This window comes from Psychrobacter sp. WY6 (genome assembly GCF_018448495.1).
Classification (GTDB): domain Bacteria; phylum Pseudomonadota; class Gammaproteobacteria; order Pseudomonadales; family Moraxellaceae; genus Psychrobacter.
Window position 1 is genome coordinate 822,863 of the sequence record NZ_CP049902.1, and the last position, 20,207, is coordinate 843,069.

Here is a 20,207-nt window from a genome sequence, read left to right on the forward strand (position 1 = left end):
AGAATATCTTATTAAAGTAACTGGTCTATATCAAAGTGATTGGTCTATATTAAAGTCTTTAGGAAGATGAATATCGATACGAACTTTAGGCAAATCTTGTAGGTGCTGTAAGAGTAACGGTAAGATATCAGCGTGCCAGTCTAACGCAAGTGAGCCTGCGTTTGCTAAATTGGCTGCGTTGGACACGTTAGCTCTATCATTTCGTGAGTGGTTATGAATAAGTGGGCGTGCGAGGAGGGCAATTCTACGAATACCTTGATAACGGATGAGCGGGATAAGCTGCTCAGATAAATCATTCAGCGCGGCAATCAACCATTGTGACCGTGTGGGGTGGTAAGGATGATTTGATACCACAAGATTAGCGATATAACTGGGCTGATTACCATTACTGCTGATACTTAAACCAGCTTGCTCAAGCGCGCGTTTATGCAGTAAGCAGCTGCCAACACTCAGACTGCCATCGCGGCATGCGCGATAGTAACGTTGATAATTATCAGCAAATAAAGTCTTAGCTTTTGTGAGAACAGGATCTAAAAGAATCCCTGCAGTATTGACTGGTAGAATAAGCAGCTGCGCGCTACTATTTAAGATAGGGGCATGGGTTAGTTGTATATTTGCCATTGTCAGCCCCTTGATAAAAGTCTAATAATTAGCTACTGTTTGTCGCCGTTTGTCTCGGCTTCTAATTGCGCTATTTGTTGTTCAAGTAGGGTGATTTGCTCTGCTTTCATATCAGTTAATTGCTTGTTCATCGTCAGTTGTTCAGCAGCCAGTTTTTCTTGTTCGGCTAAGCGCTTACGCTCGTCTTCTAAGCGATCTATTCTTCTTTAGCAAGACTATCTGTTTCTGGCAAAGCCGCATTTAAGATCGCATCAGCATTAGGTATTTGATTAACTGTAGTTGTCTCATTAGTTTGACGTTAAGTCACTATTGTTTAAACTATTGTCATTATTACCTAAGGACGTAGCATCTAATTGAGTAGCGCTATCTTGTTCGGTCGTCGGTGGTGTACTTTCGATAGGCGCAGTATTAGTGTCTATCGAATTGTTTTTCCAGACCAAGTAGCCAATCAGTAATGCCGCTAATATAATAATTGACCACCATTTCTGGCGTGACTTAGTGGGCTTTTTTTTCAGTGATTTGGTTGACAGAGGACGCATTTTTTGGCTTTTCATACTATAGTCGATTTATGTTAGAAATGTAAGTAGCCATACTATAGCAAACTCAAAATAAAAAGCCTATCTATTGCTAGATAGGCTGGTAGCTATTAAGACTTGACGCTTAATATTTAAGGCTTGAATTTTACTGTGCCGCTAGTACCAGTAGCCATAGCATCACGTATAAGCTGATCTTCCGCATGGTTTTTGGCACTGATTGCATCAGGATCAGGGCGATGTTCGCTATGTCCACATAATGTGCATTCGATGTACTCATCAGGTTCTGGGGCGACGATGTTTATTTGTACCACCGCATCCATCACTTGACACTTAGGGCAGCGAACACCAGATAAAAACTGCCGCTTTGGTCGCGTTGATTGATAGCGCATTTAAATCATTCCATGTGTTGTTGAGGCATTAGCAGCAGCACGGCCTTTTTTAGTATCAGCAAAACCGCTATGACGTAACAACGCATCGATACTGGCACTGCGACCACGGAAGTTTTCAAAGTTGGTCTTGGCAGGGAAGCTACCACCGACTGATAGGATAGTATCACGGAAGGCTTTACCAGTGACAGGGTTAAAAATACCTTCTTCTTCAAACTTGCTAAAGGCATCTGCCGATAGCAGCTCCGCCCATTTATACGAGTAATAACCTGCCGCATAGCCGCCTGCAAAGATATGACTAAAGCCGTTGGCAAAACGGTTGTAGTCAGGTGTCTGCATGATAGCAATGTCGTCTCGAACGCTATTTAGCGTGGCTAATATACCGTCATAATCTAGCGCTGGCGTATGCGCATGAATCAATAAGTCAAACAGTGCGAATTCGATTTGACGTAGGGTTTGCATGCCGCTTTGGAAATTCTTCACCGCCAATAACGCTGCAAGTTTGTCTTTTGGTAATGGCGCACCCGTTTCGACGTGGCTACTAATCAGCGCAATACCTTCGGCATCCCATGCCCAGTTTTCCATAAACTGACTGGGCAGCTCGACCGCATCCCATTCAACGCCATTGACCCCAGCGACATCACCGACCGTCACTTGGGTTAATAAATGATGGAGACCATGACCAAACTCATGGAATAGAGTCAATACTTCATCATGCGTCAATAGACTTGGTTTGCCATCGAGGGCAGGGGTAAAGTTGCCCACCATAAAGCAGACGGGCAATTGCTGATGATTTTTTTCATCATAACTATAACGCGACTGAAAACCACTCATCCACGCGCCGCCGCGTTTACCACTACGAGCAAATAAGTCAAAGTAAAAACCACCAAGCACGTTATCATCAGCATCAAACAACTGATAAAAGCTAACATCATCGTGCCAGCGTGATACGAATGCCGTTTGCTCTTGGACTTTGATACCATATAGACGCTCAACGATGGCAAATAACCCGCCAATTACTTTTGGCAGTGGAAAATATGGGCGTATTTCTTCTTGCGATAAACTAAACTCACTTTGCTTTACTTTTTCGGCGATATAAGCACTGTCCCACGCCTGTAACTCCTCAATACCGTAATCCTGCGCATACTTTTGCAACTGAGCTAAGTCTTGCTTAGCCGCTGGAGTTGCTTGCGTGGCCAAACTCCGTAAAAAGGTTTCTACTTCTGCCACGTTATCTGCCATTTTAGTCGATAGTGAGACTTCTGCATAATTGTCAAAACCCAATAGCTTGGCTTTTTGCTCACGTAATTGCAGGATTTGACCCATGATATCGGCGTTGTTTAGCGACTCACCTTTGGCATTGGTATGCGCATCAAACTCAGAAGCACGGGTGACATAAGCACGGTACATAGTCTCACGCAAACTGCGATCATCCGCATGGGTCATGATGGCAAATAAACAGGAATATTTAAGCTTGCCACGTAATAAGGACTTGGTAACGCATCGACTTCTACTTGCGTAAGCGTACCGTTAGCAAGCTGGCGGGCTTTATATTGTTCGCCAGCGTCTGCGAGTAGCGCCAGCCCACTTTCGGTTAGACCTGCCAATTGCTCTTGCTGCAGCGGTAAGGCATAAGCTTGAGTGGCATCCAATACGTTATCTGAAAAGGTCGCTGATAAGGTGGAAAGCTGACTTTGAATAGCCGCAAATTTTTCTTGTTCATTTTGGTAATGCGACGCCTGACAGCTCAAAACTGCGTAGCGCAAGCTCAATAGCCCGCGCTCGTGCAGGCTCAAGCGTAGCAAAAATGCTGTGTCATTGACGATGGTTTGATAGCGACTAAATAGCGGCTGATGCTGTCCCACTCGTGTGCCATAAGCAGATAATTTAGGTAGCAGTTCATGATGGACATGACGAATGTCGTCATTGCTCATGACACTATTGAGGTGCGATAAAATACCCCAACTGCGATCCAATGCCAGATTAATATGATCAAAAGTCATCACATCGGCCAGTGCTTGCTCAGCACTGATATTAGTCGGGCTGTTATGGCTGTCAGTATCTGCGCTCATCTCATCTAAAAATGTATTGGCTGCATCGATTGCACTGATGACATGGCTTTGTAATGTACTTGGCGAAACGTTGTCAAAATCGACAAGGCGTAAATCTGTAGGAAGGGTTTTCATAAAAGTATCCGATATCTGATCGTAGTGAATGAATTATTATTGAGTAAACGTCGTTTTGTATAAGAGATTGGCTTGTCGCAAAATCTAGAACGTCAGTAGCTTTCTGTTATTTTTCTTTTTTGCTGTCTCATTGATAAGCTATATAAAAGATGGGTTCGTTTGACGAAAATGCAACCTAAGCATTAACTATAAAGAAAGTGAATCGAGAAGATAGTGGATATTTAAGGGGTTTAAAAGGGATCAGTCAGTCTTTTAGAACAATACAGAGTGTTCTACTTACAAAGCGCTATCATTTGCTTGCAAATTAACCCTACAGCGAGTGAGGTTTGACTGCTAGCATCAAGGCAATGGAATAAAAAGATTAAGTACTACTGATAGCAGAAACTATGAATCAGTTGATTCATAGTAAAAATCACAATGTTAAAAGTAAATGATAAAAAACAAGGAGCAATAAATGAAAGCGACTCTCAAAGTTTACGTGAAACCAAAGCCTCCTGCGGTTAGTATCTTTGTTAGACTCATCGCGAGCATCCTGCTAATGATCAAGATCCCATTGCCCTGAAGAAACCAATTAAAAGTGGCTGAAGAACGCTTAACCAACGAATACGATAAGCGCACAGCGACTACCATACTCGATAAGATTCATGATAAGACCAAAGAGCTCAATCACAACTTAAATCTTGATACCTTGGCTATTTTTGCCAGTACCGACGATGTGCAAGTTATCCGTATGCCGATTGACACCACGGAGCGTGTGGTGATTTCACATCGTTTTGCGACTCGAGATTTAGTGCGTGATATGGCAAGCGCGGTGCATTACACCTTGGTGCTCACTCGTGATAATGCCCGTTTGATTGAAGCGTCTAATGATCGCGTGGTGAGAGAGTTCGATAAGGACGACGACCTGCAAAAAAATATGGATAATATTCCATTCCCTATTGAAAACAATGGTCTATATACGACAGGCGACGGTGGATCGGATCGTCTCGTCAATAATGAAAGTAGCTATCTAAAAGAGTTTTTTAATCAGGTCGATAAAAGTGTCCAAGAGCTGTGGGGTGAGCATAAAATGCCTTTGGTCGTCGTTGGCGATGCTAAAAATATCGGCTACTATAAAGAAGTTTGTGATCGTCCAGACAACATCATTGCCACAGTGTCAAATGCGACCAATCTAGAGGATGGTAGTGCTCAGCATATTATCAATAGTGTGCAAGAGGCGGTGGAAGGCTATCGTACATCACTGCATCAAGCTGCCATGGGTGAGATTGATAAAGCACGCGGTGCCAATATGTTACAAACAGATCTACAAGAAGTCTACCGCAGTGCCTTCCAAGGTGCAGGCGAGACGCTTTATGTCCGTCGTGGTTATATACAATCAGCCAAAATTGATGAAAAGGCGCAGACTTTGAGTCTTGCAGATGATGCGGCTTCAGAAGGCGTTACTGATGATGCCATTGGCGAAATCATTGAGCATGTCATTCATAATGGTGGCGAAGCAGTATTTATGCCACAAGATATTATGGGTGAAGATCAACCAATTGCTTTGGTGACACGCTATTAATTGCTAGATAGTGCTTATTGATGACAATCCTTTGCGAATTCGCCATTGATAGAAGATAGGTATAATATGGGAGCATTGGTTCGATAAGAATCAATGCTCTTTTTACATTGATGATATATTAAGCCTTTACCTAAAACATATGCTTGATTGCCGTAGATTGTTAAATGATGCGAAATAACATACCAAATACTCTCATGCTATTTAGCGTCACAGCAATGATAGCCTTTAGCTCCAGTCTCAGTATGGCAGAGACAGATGTGAATAATATATCTGTGAGCCATCTATCATGGGGTCAATTGCCGCCTTCTATTCAAAACTATTATCAAATAGACTCTAAAAAAAATAAAATGAGGCTAAAGACCAAAGATATTGTTGCTATTCGTTCTTGGATTGGCACAGTAGGAGAACAGTATTTAGTTCAATTACAGCGTTTCAATTCAACCAATAGCCCCGGCGAGCCAGCAGGAGAGGTCTTCACGCATTTATATGTTATAGATGAACAAGAGGTTTTACGAGTATGGCAAATATATGATTATGTACCCTGCGATGGGTTAGATGTAATCGCAGAATTCGCTAAAAACACCGCCGTAGTGACTGATATTAATAATAACGGTGTTGTCGAAGTGAGTGTGCCTTATTATCTCGGTTGTCGTGGTGACGTAAGTTACGATGAGATGAAAGTAATCATGTACGAAGGGCAGCAAAAATTCGCCATCCGTGGTAACTCTGCAATTTGTAACGCCAAGACAGGTCAGCCAGTTGACGCTACTGGTTATTATGGTGGCGACTATAAGGTTGATGAAAAATTACTACAGCAATCAGCTTCTCAAAAATCAGTATTTAGGCGTCACTTGCAATCAGTGTGGCGAGATAATCAATGTTCCATTTATTTTAAGTATTATGACTAATTTTATGACTACCACAACCTCTTTTGTGCTAACCAGCTATAACATTCATAAAGGCATGTCGCCGATGAATCGCCAAGTTAAAATACAAGGTATCGCCCAAGCCCTTGATATTATTGGCTCCGATGTACTATGTCTACAAGAAGTGCAAGGTCAGAACCTTAAGCGCAATATGCAATACAACGAATATCCTGATCAATCGCAACATGAATGGTTTGGTGAGTATTTACAGCTGCAAAATAGCTATGGTAAAAACTCAGAGTATGAAAATGGTCATCATGGCAATGCGGTATTGAGCCGTTTTCCATTAGATCCTAAGCATAACGTCAATATCACCGTTAATAAGCTTGAGCAGCGCGGCGTCTTGCACTGCGAAGTACAACCAGTTGGATGGGATGTACCAGTTGTCGTACTGTGTGCACACCTAAATTTGTTTGAGCGTGATCGCATCAAGCAATATGAAGCCATTGCCAACTATGTCCGCAATGAGATTGCACCTGATCAACCACTGATTTTGGCAGGAGATTTTAATGATTGGAAAAAAATGTCTTGTGATAAGCTTGCTACTAGCTTGGGTATGACCGAAGCTTTCAAGCATTGTCATGGCAAACTGCTGCCAACTTTCCCAGCCAAGCTTCCTGTGCTGAGCTTAGATCGTATTTATGTGCGTAATCTAAGAGTGAAAAATGCATGGGTGCATACGGGCAAACCATGGTCGACACTGTCTGATCATCTGCCGCTCAGTGCGGAATTGGCACATTTATAAATGATTATTAGATAAGCTTAAGTTATTCACTAAAAATAAAATTGAATGCAAAAATAAAGCAATAGATACCTATAAGGATATATAACGATGTCTACTCTTTCTCATAACCCGCTACCAACGACCCAACATGCCGTACTCATACGTGAGTTTGGCGAACCTGAAGTGATGAGCTATCAAGAGGATGTGGCCATTCCTGTGTTAACAGATAATCAGGTATTGGTCAAAGTTGCTTACGTGGGTATCAATCCTGTCGATTACAAAACGCGTCAAGGCAAAGGCTGGGGCGCTGATGCCATTCAAAAAGACAAGTTTGATAAAAATGAGCCTGCAATTTTGGGGTTTGATATGTCAGGCACTGTGGTCGATAGTCGTAGTGAGCAGTTTACTATCGGTACACAGGTCGCTGCCCTGACTTTTCATGGTGGCTGTTATGCAGAGTATGTAGCAGTCGATGCTGACATGCTGGCAAAAGTACCGGATTCTGTCACGTTACAGCAAGCAGGTGCGCTGCCTTGTATTGGACAGACGGCGATACAGTTTGTAGAGTTTGCAGATATTCAAAATGGTGAGCATGTGGTGATGAACGCGCCAGCAGGCGGCGTGGGTCACTTGTTGATTCAGCTGCTCATGGATAAAGTGGCTAAAAACAATATCAAGGTGACTGTTATTTGCTCACCAGAAAAATATGCCAAGCTTGATGAAATAATAGATACCAATCAGCTTACAGGTTGGATTGATTATACCAAAGACGATGAATTCCCTGAGTTACAGGCAGATGTGCTACTGGATTTGGTCGGTAATGAAGCAGGCGTGCGAGCGCTTAGCGTGCTCAAATCTGGTGGTCGCGTCAATGTATTACCAACGATTTGGGTGGATAAACTCAAAGAGGCGGGTAGCCAGAAGCAGTTAAAGGTAGCAGGTTATAAGGCGCAGCGTAGTGGTGAAGATATGGCGCGAGTTTTACAGCTCGTTGCAGATGGCAAGCTAACGCTACGTATTCAGCAAACATATCCCTTGTCTGAAGTGGTCGCGGCTCATCATGAGCTGCAAAAAGGTGCTGCTTTTGGCAAGATTGTTTTAAAAGTGAGCTAGAGTATGTGCTTAATCTGAAGGCAAGTGACTAAATGGGCTAAAAATGGTTAGATCTTGCCAAACTGAGTCAAATAGCTGGTTAATATTCCGATATTAACCAGCTATTTTCCTTGTTTGGCTACCATTTCATTTAGCGTATTTTTATCACCACTTTTAAATGAGGATATGCCTTAGGTTATGTTCACTTAATGCGTTCGTATTTGTCGAAACGTGAGGCTGATGCGCCCTGATGCGACAGTTTTGGTTTTCATAATGGTATGCTTCCAAAAATTCTGCGTATCGCCATGCATGACGATAAGCTGACCGGACTCAAGATATAGCTCAACTTTGACGGGCTTGTTCTCTTGTCTAATAGTTTTATGCTTAAAAACAAATTTTCGCCTAGCACCGAGCGATAAAGAAGCAATAATCGGCTGCGCGCCCAGCTCTTTTTCATCGTCTGCATGATAACCCATGCCATCAGTACCAGACGGATAGTGGTTAAGTAAGCAAGAATTAAAATCAACGTTGATACCAATGCTTGATAACTGCTGTTCAATATGTCGTTTTACGTGCAACATCTGCTTTGACCATGGAATGGCTCGACGCGTCTGTCCAGAGTAATGATAACTGACGTCGTGGTCACCCATCCAGACGATTTGGCGAGTGGTAACATGCGTTTTACCAAATAACGTCACGATGTCAGACTGCCAAGGTAGCTCATTTAGTAAATTCTCATACAGAGCGTTAGCCTCATTGATAACTACCCCTAAGTCATTGACCTGACCATCATAAGGCAACAGATTGTCAATCGGTGTAGGCGCAAAAAGGTCAGTCATCACTTAGACGGCTCAGCTTATTTATGACTATGATAATGCTCATTGATAACTTGAGCACATAATTCAGGTGCTTCCATCGGCAGTAGATGACCATAATCTAACAAAGATATAATGCTGTCATCAGGGACGAATTTTTGCCATTGTTGTCGCACTTTATGGTTGATAAACAACGTCGGCTTGCCAGTGATAAGTGTATAAGGACAGCTCAATTGCTTGAGGGCGGTATCGATATGCGGCGCGCCGAAATAGTTGGCGAGCTCTTGCTCAGGCGCAAATATCAGCGTGTAACTGCCATTGGTATCTTTGGATAAACTTTGTTCTGCAAATACCCTCAAATGCGCATCACTCATTCTTCTATAAGCACGTTGAGCGCGTAAGTTCTCATAATAATCATCGATGCTTGCCCAAGTAGATAGTTTGGTGAGGGTGCTTTTAAACGGTTCGCGACTGAGCAGAAGCTTACGCGGCAATAGATTATAGAGTCTGGCTTGTGGTTTGGTAAAGGTCACAGGCTCTATTAAATATAGCTGTGAAAACAGGTCTGGGCGCTGGGCTGCAGCGATGGCGGTGGCAGTGGCTCCTTGCGAATGACCAATACCAACGATGGGTTTGTCTTGCGTTTTTTCTAAAAATTCAATAAGTATCTCGGCATCCTGCTCGCGCGTAAGACGACGGCGCTGCGGCTTGTCATACCAATAGCCACGAAGCGCAAGCGAGCTGATTTTGAAGTCAGTTGCCAGCGCACTTAATAAGGGACTATAAGTACCAACGGTAAAACTATTGCCACCATAAAAGTGTGCTGGCACGCGAGAGGCAGTACTTGACTGTATCGATGGCGTAAGCTGGCTAAGGTTATAGTAGCGCGCTTGTTTTCCACTAATATTAATATTTTTTGCAAATGCTTTCATAATGTACACACCTCCTTGTGTCTGATTTTCAATGAAAATTAATGATTGTACTTAGCTGTCTTCGCCTAAAAATCCGCCACTTTGTCGGTGCCACAAGCGAGCATAAACACCGTGTAGATTTAACAACTCATCATGGCTGCCTTGTTCGATAATTTGACCTTTATCCATGATCACCAATCGATCAAGTGCGGCAATGGTGGAGAGACGATGGGCAATCGCAATGACCGTTTTACCTGTCATGATGTCATTCAGGCTTTCGGTAATGGCAAATTCAATCTCAGAGTCAAGGGCGCTGGTCGCTTCATCTAGTAAGATGGGCGCATTTTTCAGCATAACACGTGAGATGGCGATACGCTGACGTTGACCGCCAGAGAGCTTGACGCCGCGCTCACCGACTTGGGTATCAAGTCCTGTATTGCCTTTATCATCATATAAGTCTTTGATAAAGTCCCATGCTTGCGCTTGTTTGGCAGCGGTAATAATTTCTTCATCGGTTGCATCAGGACGACCGTAAGCGATATTTTCACGTACTGTCCGATGTAGCAAAGACGTATCTTGCGTTACCATACCTATCTGTTGGCGCAAAGACTCTTGGGTGACTTCATCAATTGCTTGTCCATCGATTAGGATTTTACCGCTATCAACATCAAAGAAGCGTAACAATAAATTAACCAAGGTGGATTTACCGGCACCTGAGCGCCCAACCAAGCCTATTTTTTCGCCAGGTTTAATATCTAAATAAAAGTTATCGAGCAGTTTAGTCTTCGTAGTAGGCGTTGCTGATGTTTTCACTGTATCTAAGCTATCGCCTTCAACAGCGTCGCTATCATTCTCATAACTGAAATCAACATGATCAAAAACGATACGACCTTCGGTGACTTTCAAAGCGGGTGCGTTGGGCTTATCAATGATTTTTTGCGGCGCTGATAAGGTACGCATGCCATCTTGTACGGTTCCGATACTTTCAAATAGGCTGGCAGTTTGCCACATGATCCAACGAGTCAAACCGTTTAAACGTAGTGCCATGGCTGTCGCGGCAGCAATCGCACCGACACCGACCGCGCCTTGTTGCCATAAATATAAACCAATAGCCGCAGTGCTACTAACCAAAATCACACTGATCATATGGGTTGATACTTCTAAATAACTGACCCAGCGCATCTGTGCATGGACGGTACCTAAAAATTGCCCCATGGCGTTTTTGGCATAACTCAGCTCACGGCGTGAATGGCTAAATAGCTTGACGGTCATGATATTGGCATAAGCATCGGTAATGCGGCCAGTCATTAAAGCACGAGCATCGGCTTGCACAATGGCAGTTTGTTTGAGCTTAGGGATAAAGTACCAAATGGTCAGCGCAACCAAGACCAACCAAACAATGAACGGGATTAATAATAGGCTGTCCAGATTGAATAAAATGATACCTGACGTAATAAAATAAACGGTGACATACATAAACATGTCGGTGACGGTCATGACCGTATCGCGTACGGCCAGTGCGGTTTGCATTACTTTGGCTGAGACGCGTCCAGAAAATTCATCTTGATAAAACTGCATCGATTGCCCAAGCATTCGCTGGTGAAAGCGCCAGCGCATTTGCATGGGAAAGACGCCTTGCAAGGTCTGAAAATGGATGAATGATGACAATGCAATCCATAGCGGACTCATGATCATGACGGCTAGCATGAGCAGTAGCATATCGCCTTTTTCTAACCACAGATTCTGCGGTGTATAGACGCCTAGCCAGTCAACAATATTCCCAATCCAAGCAAATAGCATCGCTTCATAGATGCCAATGCCCGCAGACAAAATCATAAATATCAATAGCCAGCCACGTAAACCGTTGGTACACGCCCACAAGAACTTTAGCATGCCATCACGGGGTGAAGGTAGCGGCATAGGGGTTTCAGGAAAGGCAGGGAGGCGAGTTTCAAAAAATCGAAATAGAGCATTCATAGGCAGTCATAAAACATCAATAGCAGTACGCCAAAATCAACGAAATTACTCGTTATTTTGAATCTTTACTTTTGTTATTAGGATTGATTACTATTTTAGCAAACTTCCCAATCAGACCTGCATGCTAATTGTAAATTGAAGGCTAAAGAGCTACTTGTCAGCAGTCGAATAAAAGCCAATAAATAGATTGCTGTGTAAGAAATACTTTGTTACATTCTATGGCTTTATCCCAATTGGCAGTTCGCGCTTTGTCTTCAGTATATGAATGATGAGCGAATAATACCCCCGTAAAGTGGCAGTTTAACAAGGTAAGAGCTCATGATATATTTGACGATTGCGGTGCTTTGTAGTGTCGCCGTTTCAGTATTGCTAAAAGTGTTACGACAGAAGAATATAGACATACGCCAGACCATCGTCGCAGGCTATCCGGTGGCTTTTCTGCTGACGTGGTTTTTATTGAAGCCAGACGTCAGTGGCATGAATGCACTTGGCGGTGCATGGGGCATTATTATTGCGCTTGGTATCCTGCTTCCCGCCGTGTTTATTATCCTTGGAAGGGCGATTGAATCTGTAGGAATAGTAGCAACCGATGCGGCTCAGCGGCTGTCGTTGATTATTCCTATCGTCGCGGCTTTTTTATTGTTTGGTGAAGTTCTGACCGGCACGCGAATATTTGGACTGTTATTAGGCTTTCTAGCACTCGGAGCGTTGATTTATCGTCCACAGCAGGGTCAGATTAGCAGACAAGCGAAGCATACACCGCTTTGGCTATTTGGCGTCTGGGCAGGCTATGGCATTATTGATATCTTGTTCAAGCAAGTTGCCAAGCAGGGCACTGCTTTTCCTCTGACATTATTTGTCAGTTTTGGTTTAGCAGGATTATTGCTGTTTATTTATTTGCTGATTACGCGGGTGCGCTGGCAGGGGAATGCGCTCACAGCAGGATTGTTATTAGGTGCGCTCAATATGGGCAATATTTATGCTTATGTACGTGCGCATCAAGTATTGTCCGAGTCGCCTAGCATCGTCTTTACCGGTATGAATGTCGGTGTCATTGCAGTGGCAACCTTGATAGGGGTCGGTGTGTTTAAAGAGTCGCTTAACCGTATTAATGTCTTGGGTTTATTATTAGCCATTTGCTGTGTGGTAGTGCTATTTTTGGCATAGGATTTCGTCTGCATTTATGACTATATTTATTATTTTATATAAGTGTTAACTTATCAGATATAGGCACATAGGGCGTCCTATGGTAAGGTTATTGGCAAACAGCAAGGCTGGCAAAAAAAGTGCTTTGTTAAACATCAATAAATAAAAACAGGATGCATATTAAATGGAATATCAAAGCCATATAAAAACAGCTACAACGTATCAAAGATGGTTCGGGATTTATCGCTGCCCTCGACCAAAGTGGTGGCAGCACGCCAAAAGCGTTAGAGAATTATGGTGTCACAGGCGATGATTATGACAATGACGAAGCCATGTTCGACCAAGTGCATGAGATGCGCGCGCGTATCATGACTTGCGAGGCTTTTGATAATGAGCGTGTGCTTGGGGCAATTTTGTTCGAAGACACGATGGAACGTGAGGTAAATGGCAAACCGACGGCCAATTATCTATGGGAAGAGAAAAATATTGTACCGTTTTTAAAAGTGGATAAGGGTTTGGCTGAGCAAATGAATGGCGTCCAAGTGATGCGTCCGATGCCAAATTTAGATTTGCTACTCGATAAAGCCAAAAACTATCCAGTATTTGGCACCAAAATGCGCTCAGTAATTTATGAGCCGAATGTCGATGGCATTGAGCTGGTTGTGCAACAGCAATTCGATGTGGCAAAACAGATACTCTCAAAAGGTCTGATGCCAATCGTAGAGCCTGAAGTCGATATCAACAGTAGCAAAAAACATGAATGTGAAGTCATACTCAAGACCAGCATTTTGCACAATCTGGATCGTTTGACTGACGACCAGCAAGTGATGCTAAAACTGACCTTGCCACAAGAAGCGGGTTTTTACCAAGAGCTAATCGATCATCCAAAAGTGCTAAAAGTTGTGGCGTTATCGGGCGGCTATAGCCGTGGCGATGCTTGTGCCAAGCTTAAGCAAAACCCCGGTATGATTGCTAGCTTTTCACGGGCCTTTACTGAGGGGCTGAGTAAGCAGCAAAGTGATGATGAGTTTGCTAATACTATCAACACATCTATCGAAGAGATTTATGAGGCGTCGAAAGTTTAAAGCCTTATACTTTTATAATTGATTTTGAATCCCAGCTGACTTTAGGTTTGCTGGGATTTTTTTAATGGCATTCACAGTAGATATTTATTAAACTTGTGTTTGTTTTCATGGTTTCTGGAGAGGTTGTGTTTCGCTTTATTACTTCAGGGTTGTTTTTATTAAGTTGGAGTGTTTCTAGTCAATCTATGGAGCCTGTAGGCTATTCAGGTACTTGGGCAAGTGCTGCTTATTTTAATAATGCCATCGATGTTATATCAGAGACAGTTATATCGATATTACAGATGATGCTAATAATGCTGGTTATACAGTGAGCTATAAGCTGTATAACAATCGTGAAGGGCTTCAATTCCCATTGGTTTTTGAAGTATTCGATGAATTTGGACAAAGTAATGAGTTCGAAATTACTGTTGATGGTCAATCGGTGCCTGTTGTAACGGTTACTGAAGATAATAACGGGCTTGAGACATCTGACTTCTATATGCCAGCCAATACTGGTTTAGAGCAATTCAGAGCAGATTCAAAGTATATCAACCTGGATTTGTCGTCAGGGTTGCATACTATTACAGCTACTTATGACGTCCAGCCGCATTATTATGGCAGTGATTGGACTGGGATAAGCACTTACTCTTATTCGTTAGTGCCGATGAAGGAGAGCGTCAGTGATGATAAGCAGTTTAAAGGGTCATTTATTAAGCTAAATTTCAATGGTAGTTTAGACTATATCAGTATGGATATCGATGGCACGAAGAATACTTTACCTTCTAATAACCAATGGCATTTCAACGATAATCTTGCGAAAGAGATTGATTTTATTATTCAAGCACCTCTGAATCCTGTGGCAAAAGTTTTGACGGCTGTTTCACCATTCATAACTATAAGTTTCGCGCTATTTGTATTGGGTGGACTGCATTTACGTATGATGAAACGTAGACAGCAAGCCCAGCCCGAAACCCTTTGGACAGTCATGCTGGTGGGTGTTTTCTAGTGCCTCTGCTTAGCCTGATAATTTATTACCTCTATCTACTGGTGACAGATATGATCATTGGTCAAGGCGCAACAGGAGAAAGTCGCGATTTGTTCTTTATATGGGTTTTGCCGTTAGGCTATATAGTAATAACACCTATTTATTTGATAATTAGTTTTGTGGTTTTTATGATGGTTAAACAGACGGTTACTAAAACAGTAAAGTAATTATAGTTGAAGGCTGTAAATAGCTTTGTGATTCGCGAACAGCTAGCTGACGAGCCATTTGAGAGAATATTAATGCGTAGGATCATTTTAGAATTGCTTTTATTAAGCCACAGTATGTTTAGCTATGCCAATATGGCGTCTCCCATTATCGACGGTACTAATGCCAGTACGGCATATTCAAGCAAAGATATCGATATATTGTCTGAAAACATAGATATCAATATTGCTGAAGGTTTTAATCAAGCTGACTATGATGTCACTTATGAAATTTATAGCGCTAAAGAAGGCGATCGAATACCTTTGGTTTTTGAGGTGTTCGATAACATAGATAATGATGCAGACAAAAGCTTTATAGTCGAAGTCGATGGGCAAGCGGTACCAGTACTTATCAATTATGATTATGAAAGTCATTCAAAATCATTGCCTGCTTATCATGATCCAGAAACGGATATGGCTGTGCCGTTCAATAATGACGCTAAATACTTTGAGATACACTTAAGCGAAGGCAATCATGTCATTAATGTTAAATACTCTGCCTATCCTACAATAAACCGTAGTGATTGGACCAATCAATATATCTATAGCTATTCATTAAAACCTGCCAAAACTTGGAAAAGCTTTGGTGACTTGACCGTTACTTTAAAGATTGCTGATGAGTCGAAATATTTGAAGACTAATCTTGGCGAACCTTTAAGTGGGATGATAAAAGCTGATTCGAAGTGGGTCTTTGATCATCTGCCTCAAGATGTTCTTGAGATCTTATCAACCACAACCAAGCCTCCTCTAGCACAGTGGTTAATTAACTTAGACTCATTAATACTTCTGTTGTTTTTGATATGTTTGTTAGGGGGTGCTCACTATGGACTTATGTATTGGAGCCGGAAGAAAAGCCTTAAAAAAGCATGGATGGTCACATGGTTAGGGATTCTGATAGTTCCATTTATCGTATTGATGATAGTTTTCTATAAGATTTGTCTTATAGATTGGTTACTGGGCGAGCATGCCAGCAGGTATCATGGTTATACTATTTTTATTATTATCTTTGGCTATCCACTGACTTTGCTTGTTTATTTAGTCATTATGAAACTGTGCGACTCTTACTTCAAACGAGTTTTTCCACGAGACTCAAAAATAAACGTAAAAAAGCTTAAACCTAGCAACTAGATTTAAGCTTAAGTATTAAATATTGAAAAATCAAATTTCTCTATACAATTGACTCCCTGCCGCCTTATAATTTTGTATCATTTCACTCATTTCTTGTTGGATACCCACTGCTCTCATAGCGTCTGCGCCCAAAGTAGCTGACTCCTTCGTATCCAACCCCTTGGCATAATCCCGCACGTTCTGAGTGATTTTCATTGAGCAGAATTTCGGTCCACACATCGAGCAAAAGTGCGCCGTCTTATGCGCGTCTTTGGGTAAGGTTTCATCATGGAACTCACGGGCGGTATCTGGGTCGAGCGCCAGATTAAACTGGTCGTCCCAGCGGAATTCAAATCGTGCTTTCGATAACGCATTATCACGTGCCTGCGCACCGGGATGACCTTTAGCCAAATCAGCCGCGTGGGCTGCGATTTTATAGGTGATGATACCGTCTTTAACATCTTTTTTATTAGGCAGACCTAAATGCTCTTTTGGCGTGACATAGCACAGCATGGCCGTACCGAACCAGCCAATCATTGCCGCGCCAATCGCACTGGTGATGTGGTCATAACCGGGTGCGATATCAGTCGTTAATGGTCCCAAGGTATAAAAAGGCGCGTCGGCACAAACCTCAAGCTGCAAGTCCATATTTTCTTTAATACGGTTCATCGCGACATGTCCCGGACCTTCAATCATGACCTGCACGTCATGCTTCCAAGCGATTTGAGTCAACTCGCCAAGGGTACGCAGCTCACCAAATTGCGCCTCATCATTGGCATCTTGCAAGCAGCCTGGGCGCAAGCCATCGCCTAGACTAAACGCCACGTCATACTGCTTCATGATTTCGCAGATATCTTCAAAATGAGTATATAAAAAGCTCTCTTTATTATGAAACATGCACCACTGCGCCATGATAGATCCGCCACGCGAGACGATGCCCGTCAAGCGTCCAGCAGTTAGCGGCACATAACGCAGCAGTACACCGGCGTGAATGGTGAAGTAATCAACGCCTTGTTCTGCTTGCTCAATGAGTGTATCCCGAAATATTTCCCACGTTAAATCTTCTGCTACGCCATCGACTTTTTCGAGCGCTTGATAAATGGGTACGGTACCAATAGGTACGGGCGAGTTACGAATCAGCCATTCACGCGTTTCATGAATATGGTTACCAGTGGATAAATCCATGATGTTATCCGCACCCCAACGTGTGGCCCACGTCATCTTGGACACTTCTTCATCGATAGAAGAGCCTAGCGCTGAGTTACCATATTGGCGTTAATTTTAACCAAGAAATTGCGTCCGATAATCATCGGCTCAGATTCAGGGTGATTGATATTGTTTGGAATAATCGCTCGCCCAGCCGCCACTTCACTCCGCACAAACTCAGGGGTAATAACCGTCGGCGTATTAGCGCCAAAGTTATCACCGTCATGCTGACGCATATCGGTCAATTCGTGCTGCTTTTGGGTTTCGCGAATGGCGATATATTCCATTTCTGGGGTGATGATGCCGCGGCGTGCATAGTACATCTGCGTGACGTTGCCAGCTTTGCCATCGACATCTTTGGCGCGGCGAGGTTTGTCGATATGAGCAAATCGTAGATTGGCAGTGCTGATATCGCGGGCGCGTGCCATTCCGTAAGAGCTAGACAGTCCGCTTAATTGCTCGGTATCACCGCGCTCATTTATCCAACCTTCACGCAGTTTCGGCAAGCCTTTCGTCAAATCAATCTCGACGTTGGGGTCGGTATACACGCCTGATGTGTCATATACATAAAAGGGTGGGTTCTGTTCCCATTCGTTCTCAGAAACGCCTTGCACAGGGGTAGGATCAAGGGTGATTTCACGCATGGGTACTTGAATATCGGATCTAGAGCCTTCGATATAGACTTTACGGGAGGCGGGGAGTATGCGGTGTAAATCGCGAGCGTCTTCTTCGAAACGAGCATCACTGGCACTGCGGTGAGCAGGGGTCTTTAACGCATCTGTCTTAGAAGGTTTTTGAGAAGGAGAAGTGGCTAATAAAGTTGTCATATGCTGTCCTAGCGTGTTGGTTTTTGAATAAAAGCAACACCGCCAGTAGCTGCGGGGGGTAGCACCTGTGATCCAGACAAATTCAGCTCATGAGCATTAGCCTACGACCAAAAAACATAGTCGCGGATGATGCTCATCAAACGTTGGACGCAGCTTTATATCAGTCTTCACTACTTAATAGTACATCAGGCACATTAAGGGAGTAATGAGGATAAAAAAGGCATTTCTGCACGTCCTTTGCCATAAATAACAAAGTGCTTAAGACTTCCCTGCGTCGGTACTAACCGCATCAGGTTCGGCGGGTGATCTCTCAGCGAATGTATAAAGACGACTACTTTAATAAAGCAAGTTTAGTAAAGCGAGCCAATAATACACCGCACCCCGAGTCTGTCAGTGTTGTAAATCAACTCAATACTAACAAAGTTCTGCAATGAGGGCTAATGATATTTAGATGAAAATATCAGGCGTTGAGTTTGAGGTTCGATGTTTTTATGAGAACGACTCTAGAGTACCAGTGATTGAAATCACTTGATATTACTGAGCTGTAGATAGCTTATCTAAATATTATGTAAAGCGAATGAAAGATTCTGGAGGTTGTCATTAAACTGTCATAAAAATTTGGCAAGATAGCACGCATGTCACAAACAATGCTTTTTTGTATCGTTGTTAAACTTTAGGAGTCCTACATGCGTTATTCGTTATTAGCAGTGGCCGTTAGTTGTACATTAGTGCTTACGGCATGTAATAAATCGACTGAAACGACAGAGCCAGCTGCGGATAGCAGTAGCGCTGTCACCACCACTGAAGCAACTACTCAGACAACCTCTGCTTCTGCAGCAGGTTTTAAATCTGCTGAGAATATCGCTATGAATATCACGGGTGCAGGGGCATCGTTCCCGCAGCCTATCTATGCTAAATGGTCTTACGACTATAACGCTGCTACCGGTGGTCAAGTCAATTACCAGTCGATTGGCTCTTCTGGTGGTATCAAACAAATCGAATCAAAGACAGTCGATTTTGGGGCGTCTGACGCGCCGATGACGCCTGAAGAGCTAGACGCAGCAGGCTTGATTCAGTTTCCGACGGTTATCGGCGGTGTTGTACCTATCGTAAACATCGACGGTGTTGAGCCGGGCGCGTTGAAATTAGACGGTGCAATGTTGGCAGACATCTATTTGGGTAAGATTAGCAACTGGAATGACCCTGCTATCAAAGCCATGAACCCAGATTTGACTTTGCCTGATGCCGCTATTACGACAGTATTCCGCTCAGACGGTTCAGGGACAACGTTTAACTTTACGGATTATCTTGCCAAGGTTTCACCAGACTGGAAAGACACAGTTGGTGTTGATAAAACAGTCAAATGGCCAACGTCTGCGACTGGTGCAGGTGGTAAAGGTAACGAAGGGGTTTCAAGCTACGTCAACCGTATGAAAAACTCTATCGGCTACGTTGAGTATGCTTATGCTAAGCAAAACAACATGTCACATACTGCGTTGAAAAACGCTGCTGGCAACGTCGTTCAGCCATCTGCTGAGACATTTGCTGCGGCAGGTGATATCGATTGGTCAAAACAAGCAGGCTTTTATAAAGTCATCACCAACTCTGAGACTGAGCAAGCATGGCCGATAGCTGCTGCGACCTTTATCTTGGTACATAAGCAGCCAGAGAATCCTCAGCAAGTGGCTGGCGTGCTGAACTTCTTTGATTGGGCTTATACCCAAGGCGACGATGATGCCATGGCACTCGATTACGTACCATTCTCTGATGCAGCGGTTGCCTTATTTAAGGAAAAATGGAACGAGGTAAAAGGCAGTGATGGACAGCCTGTTTATAAGCCTGCTCAGTAACCTATCCATGCTAATCATGAATCA

Annotated in this window: 15 protein-coding genes, 2 pseudogenes and 1 riboswitch; of the genes and pseudogenes, 9 read left to right on the plus strand and 8 right to left on the minus strand. The window is 43.2% G+C overall.

Annotated features, from left to right (window positions below; translation table 11 throughout):
• Positions 1-30: 30 nt before the first annotated feature.
• The 4 genes and pseudogenes from G7Y90_RS04140 to G7Y90_RS04155 form a co-directional block, all read right to left on the minus strand.
• Positions 31-621 carry a hypothetical protein gene (locus tag G7Y90_RS04140; protein ID WP_250163471.1) on the minus strand — a complete coding sequence of 197 codons (591 nt, stop codon included), beginning with the start codon at positions 619-621 and terminating at the stop codon, positions 31-33.
• Positions 622-908: 287 nt separating this feature from the next.
• A complete protein-coding gene (locus tag G7Y90_RS04145; protein WP_250163472.1) occupies positions 909-1,175 on the minus strand; it encodes a hypothetical protein in 267 nt (88 codons plus the stop codon).
• Between the two features lie 113 nt (positions 1,176-1,288).
• Positions 1,289-1,546, minus strand: a complete 258-nt coding sequence (locus G7Y90_RS04150; protein WP_250163473.1) for a YheV family putative zinc ribbon protein — start codon at positions 1,544-1,546, stop codon at positions 1,289-1,291.
• Positions 1,547-3,729, minus strand: a pseudogene (locus G7Y90_RS04155) (M3 family metallopeptidase).
• A gap of 577 nt (positions 3,730-4,306) precedes the next feature.
• On the opposite strand from G7Y90_RS04155, the gene G7Y90_RS04160 reads away from it, so the two are divergent.
• The 4 genes from G7Y90_RS04160 to G7Y90_RS04175 all read left to right on the plus strand — a co-directional run bounded on the left by G7Y90_RS04160 (position 4,307) and on the right by G7Y90_RS04175 (position 8,053).
• Positions 4,307-5,290: an AOC03_06830 family ribosome hibernation factor gene (locus G7Y90_RS04160; protein ID WP_250163474.1), complete on the plus strand. Its 984-nt coding sequence runs from the start codon at positions 4,307-4,309 to the stop codon at positions 5,288-5,290.
• A 242-nt stretch (positions 5,291-5,532) separates the two neighbouring features.
• The gene (locus tag G7Y90_RS04165) at positions 5,533-6,198 is read left to right on the plus strand and encodes a M949_RS01915 family surface polysaccharide biosynthesis protein (RefSeq protein ID WP_250163475.1); all 666 of its coding nucleotides are present in this window, start codon (positions 5,533-5,535) and stop codon (positions 6,196-6,198) included.
• A 4-nt stretch (positions 6,199-6,202) separates the two neighbouring features.
• A complete protein-coding gene (locus tag G7Y90_RS04170) occupies positions 6,203-6,961 on the plus strand; it encodes an endonuclease/exonuclease/phosphatase family protein (RefSeq protein WP_045443058.1) in 759 nt (252 codons plus the stop codon).
• An 87-nt stretch (positions 6,962-7,048) separates the two neighbouring features.
• Positions 7,049-8,053 carry an NADP-dependent oxidoreductase gene (locus G7Y90_RS04175; RefSeq protein WP_250163476.1) on the plus strand — a complete coding sequence of 335 codons (1,005 nt, stop codon included), beginning with the start codon at positions 7,049-7,051 and terminating at the stop codon, positions 8,051-8,053.
• A 185-nt stretch (positions 8,054-8,238) separates the two neighbouring features.
• Here the strand turns inward: G7Y90_RS04175 and G7Y90_RS04180 are convergent, their stop codons facing one another.
• The 3 genes from G7Y90_RS04180 to G7Y90_RS04190 are packed head-to-tail and all read right to left on the minus strand — an operon-like array spanning position 8,239 to position 11,735.
• Positions 8,239-8,871, minus strand: a complete 633-nt coding sequence (locus tag G7Y90_RS04180; protein ID WP_250163477.1) for an alpha-ketoglutarate-dependent dioxygenase AlkB family protein — start codon at positions 8,869-8,871, stop codon at positions 8,239-8,241.
• Between the two features lie 17 nt (positions 8,872-8,888).
• Positions 8,889-9,779 carry an alpha/beta fold hydrolase gene (locus tag G7Y90_RS04185; RefSeq protein ID WP_250163478.1) on the minus strand — a complete coding sequence of 297 codons (891 nt, stop codon included), beginning with the start codon at positions 9,777-9,779 and terminating at the stop codon, positions 8,889-8,891.
• 51 nt (positions 9,780-9,830) lie between these two features.
• A complete protein-coding gene (locus G7Y90_RS04190) occupies positions 9,831-11,735 on the minus strand; it encodes an ABC transporter ATP-binding protein (protein WP_250163479.1) in 1,905 nt (634 codons plus the stop codon).
• 318 nt (positions 11,736-12,053) lie between these two features.
• Here G7Y90_RS04190 and G7Y90_RS04195 point away from each other — a divergent pair, with 318 nt between their 5' ends.
• From G7Y90_RS04195 to G7Y90_RS04210, 4 genes are all read left to right on the plus strand, one after another.
• Positions 12,054-12,902: an EamA/RhaT family transporter gene (locus G7Y90_RS04195; protein ID WP_250163480.1), complete on the plus strand. Its 849-nt coding sequence runs from the start codon at positions 12,054-12,056 to the stop codon at positions 12,900-12,902.
• 200 nt (positions 12,903-13,102) lie between these two features.
• Entirely contained in the window at positions 13,103-13,966 is an 864-nt protein-coding gene (locus G7Y90_RS04200) for a fructose bisphosphate aldolase (RefSeq protein WP_349773412.1), read from the plus strand.
• Positions 13,967-14,273: 307 nt separating this feature from the next.
• Positions 14,274-14,951, plus strand: coding sequence for a hypothetical protein (locus tag G7Y90_RS04205; protein WP_250163481.1), 678 nt, complete (start codon positions 14,274-14,276; stop codon positions 14,949-14,951).
• 404 nt (positions 14,952-15,355) lie between these two features.
• Positions 15,356-16,321: a hypothetical protein gene (locus tag G7Y90_RS04210; RefSeq protein WP_250163482.1), complete on the plus strand. Its 966-nt coding sequence runs from the start codon at positions 15,356-15,358 to the stop codon at positions 16,319-16,321.
• Between the two features lie 161 nt (positions 16,322-16,482).
• Here the strand turns inward: G7Y90_RS04210 and thiC are convergent.
• Positions 16,483-18,333: pseudogene (gene thiC / locus G7Y90_RS04215) on the minus strand (phosphomethylpyrimidine synthase ThiC); the annotation flags it as partial.
• A 249-nt stretch (positions 18,334-18,582) separates the two neighbouring features.
• Positions 18,583-18,727, minus strand: a riboswitch (TPP riboswitch).
• Between the two features lie 292 nt (positions 18,728-19,019).
• Here thiC and pstS point away from each other — a divergent pair.
• Positions 19,020-20,183 (plus strand): phosphate ABC transporter substrate-binding protein PstS, encoded by a 1,164-nt coding sequence (gene pstS / locus G7Y90_RS04220; protein ID WP_250163483.1) that lies wholly within the window; start codon positions 19,020-19,022, stop codon positions 20,181-20,183.
• Positions 20,184-20,207 lie beyond the last annotated feature (24 nt).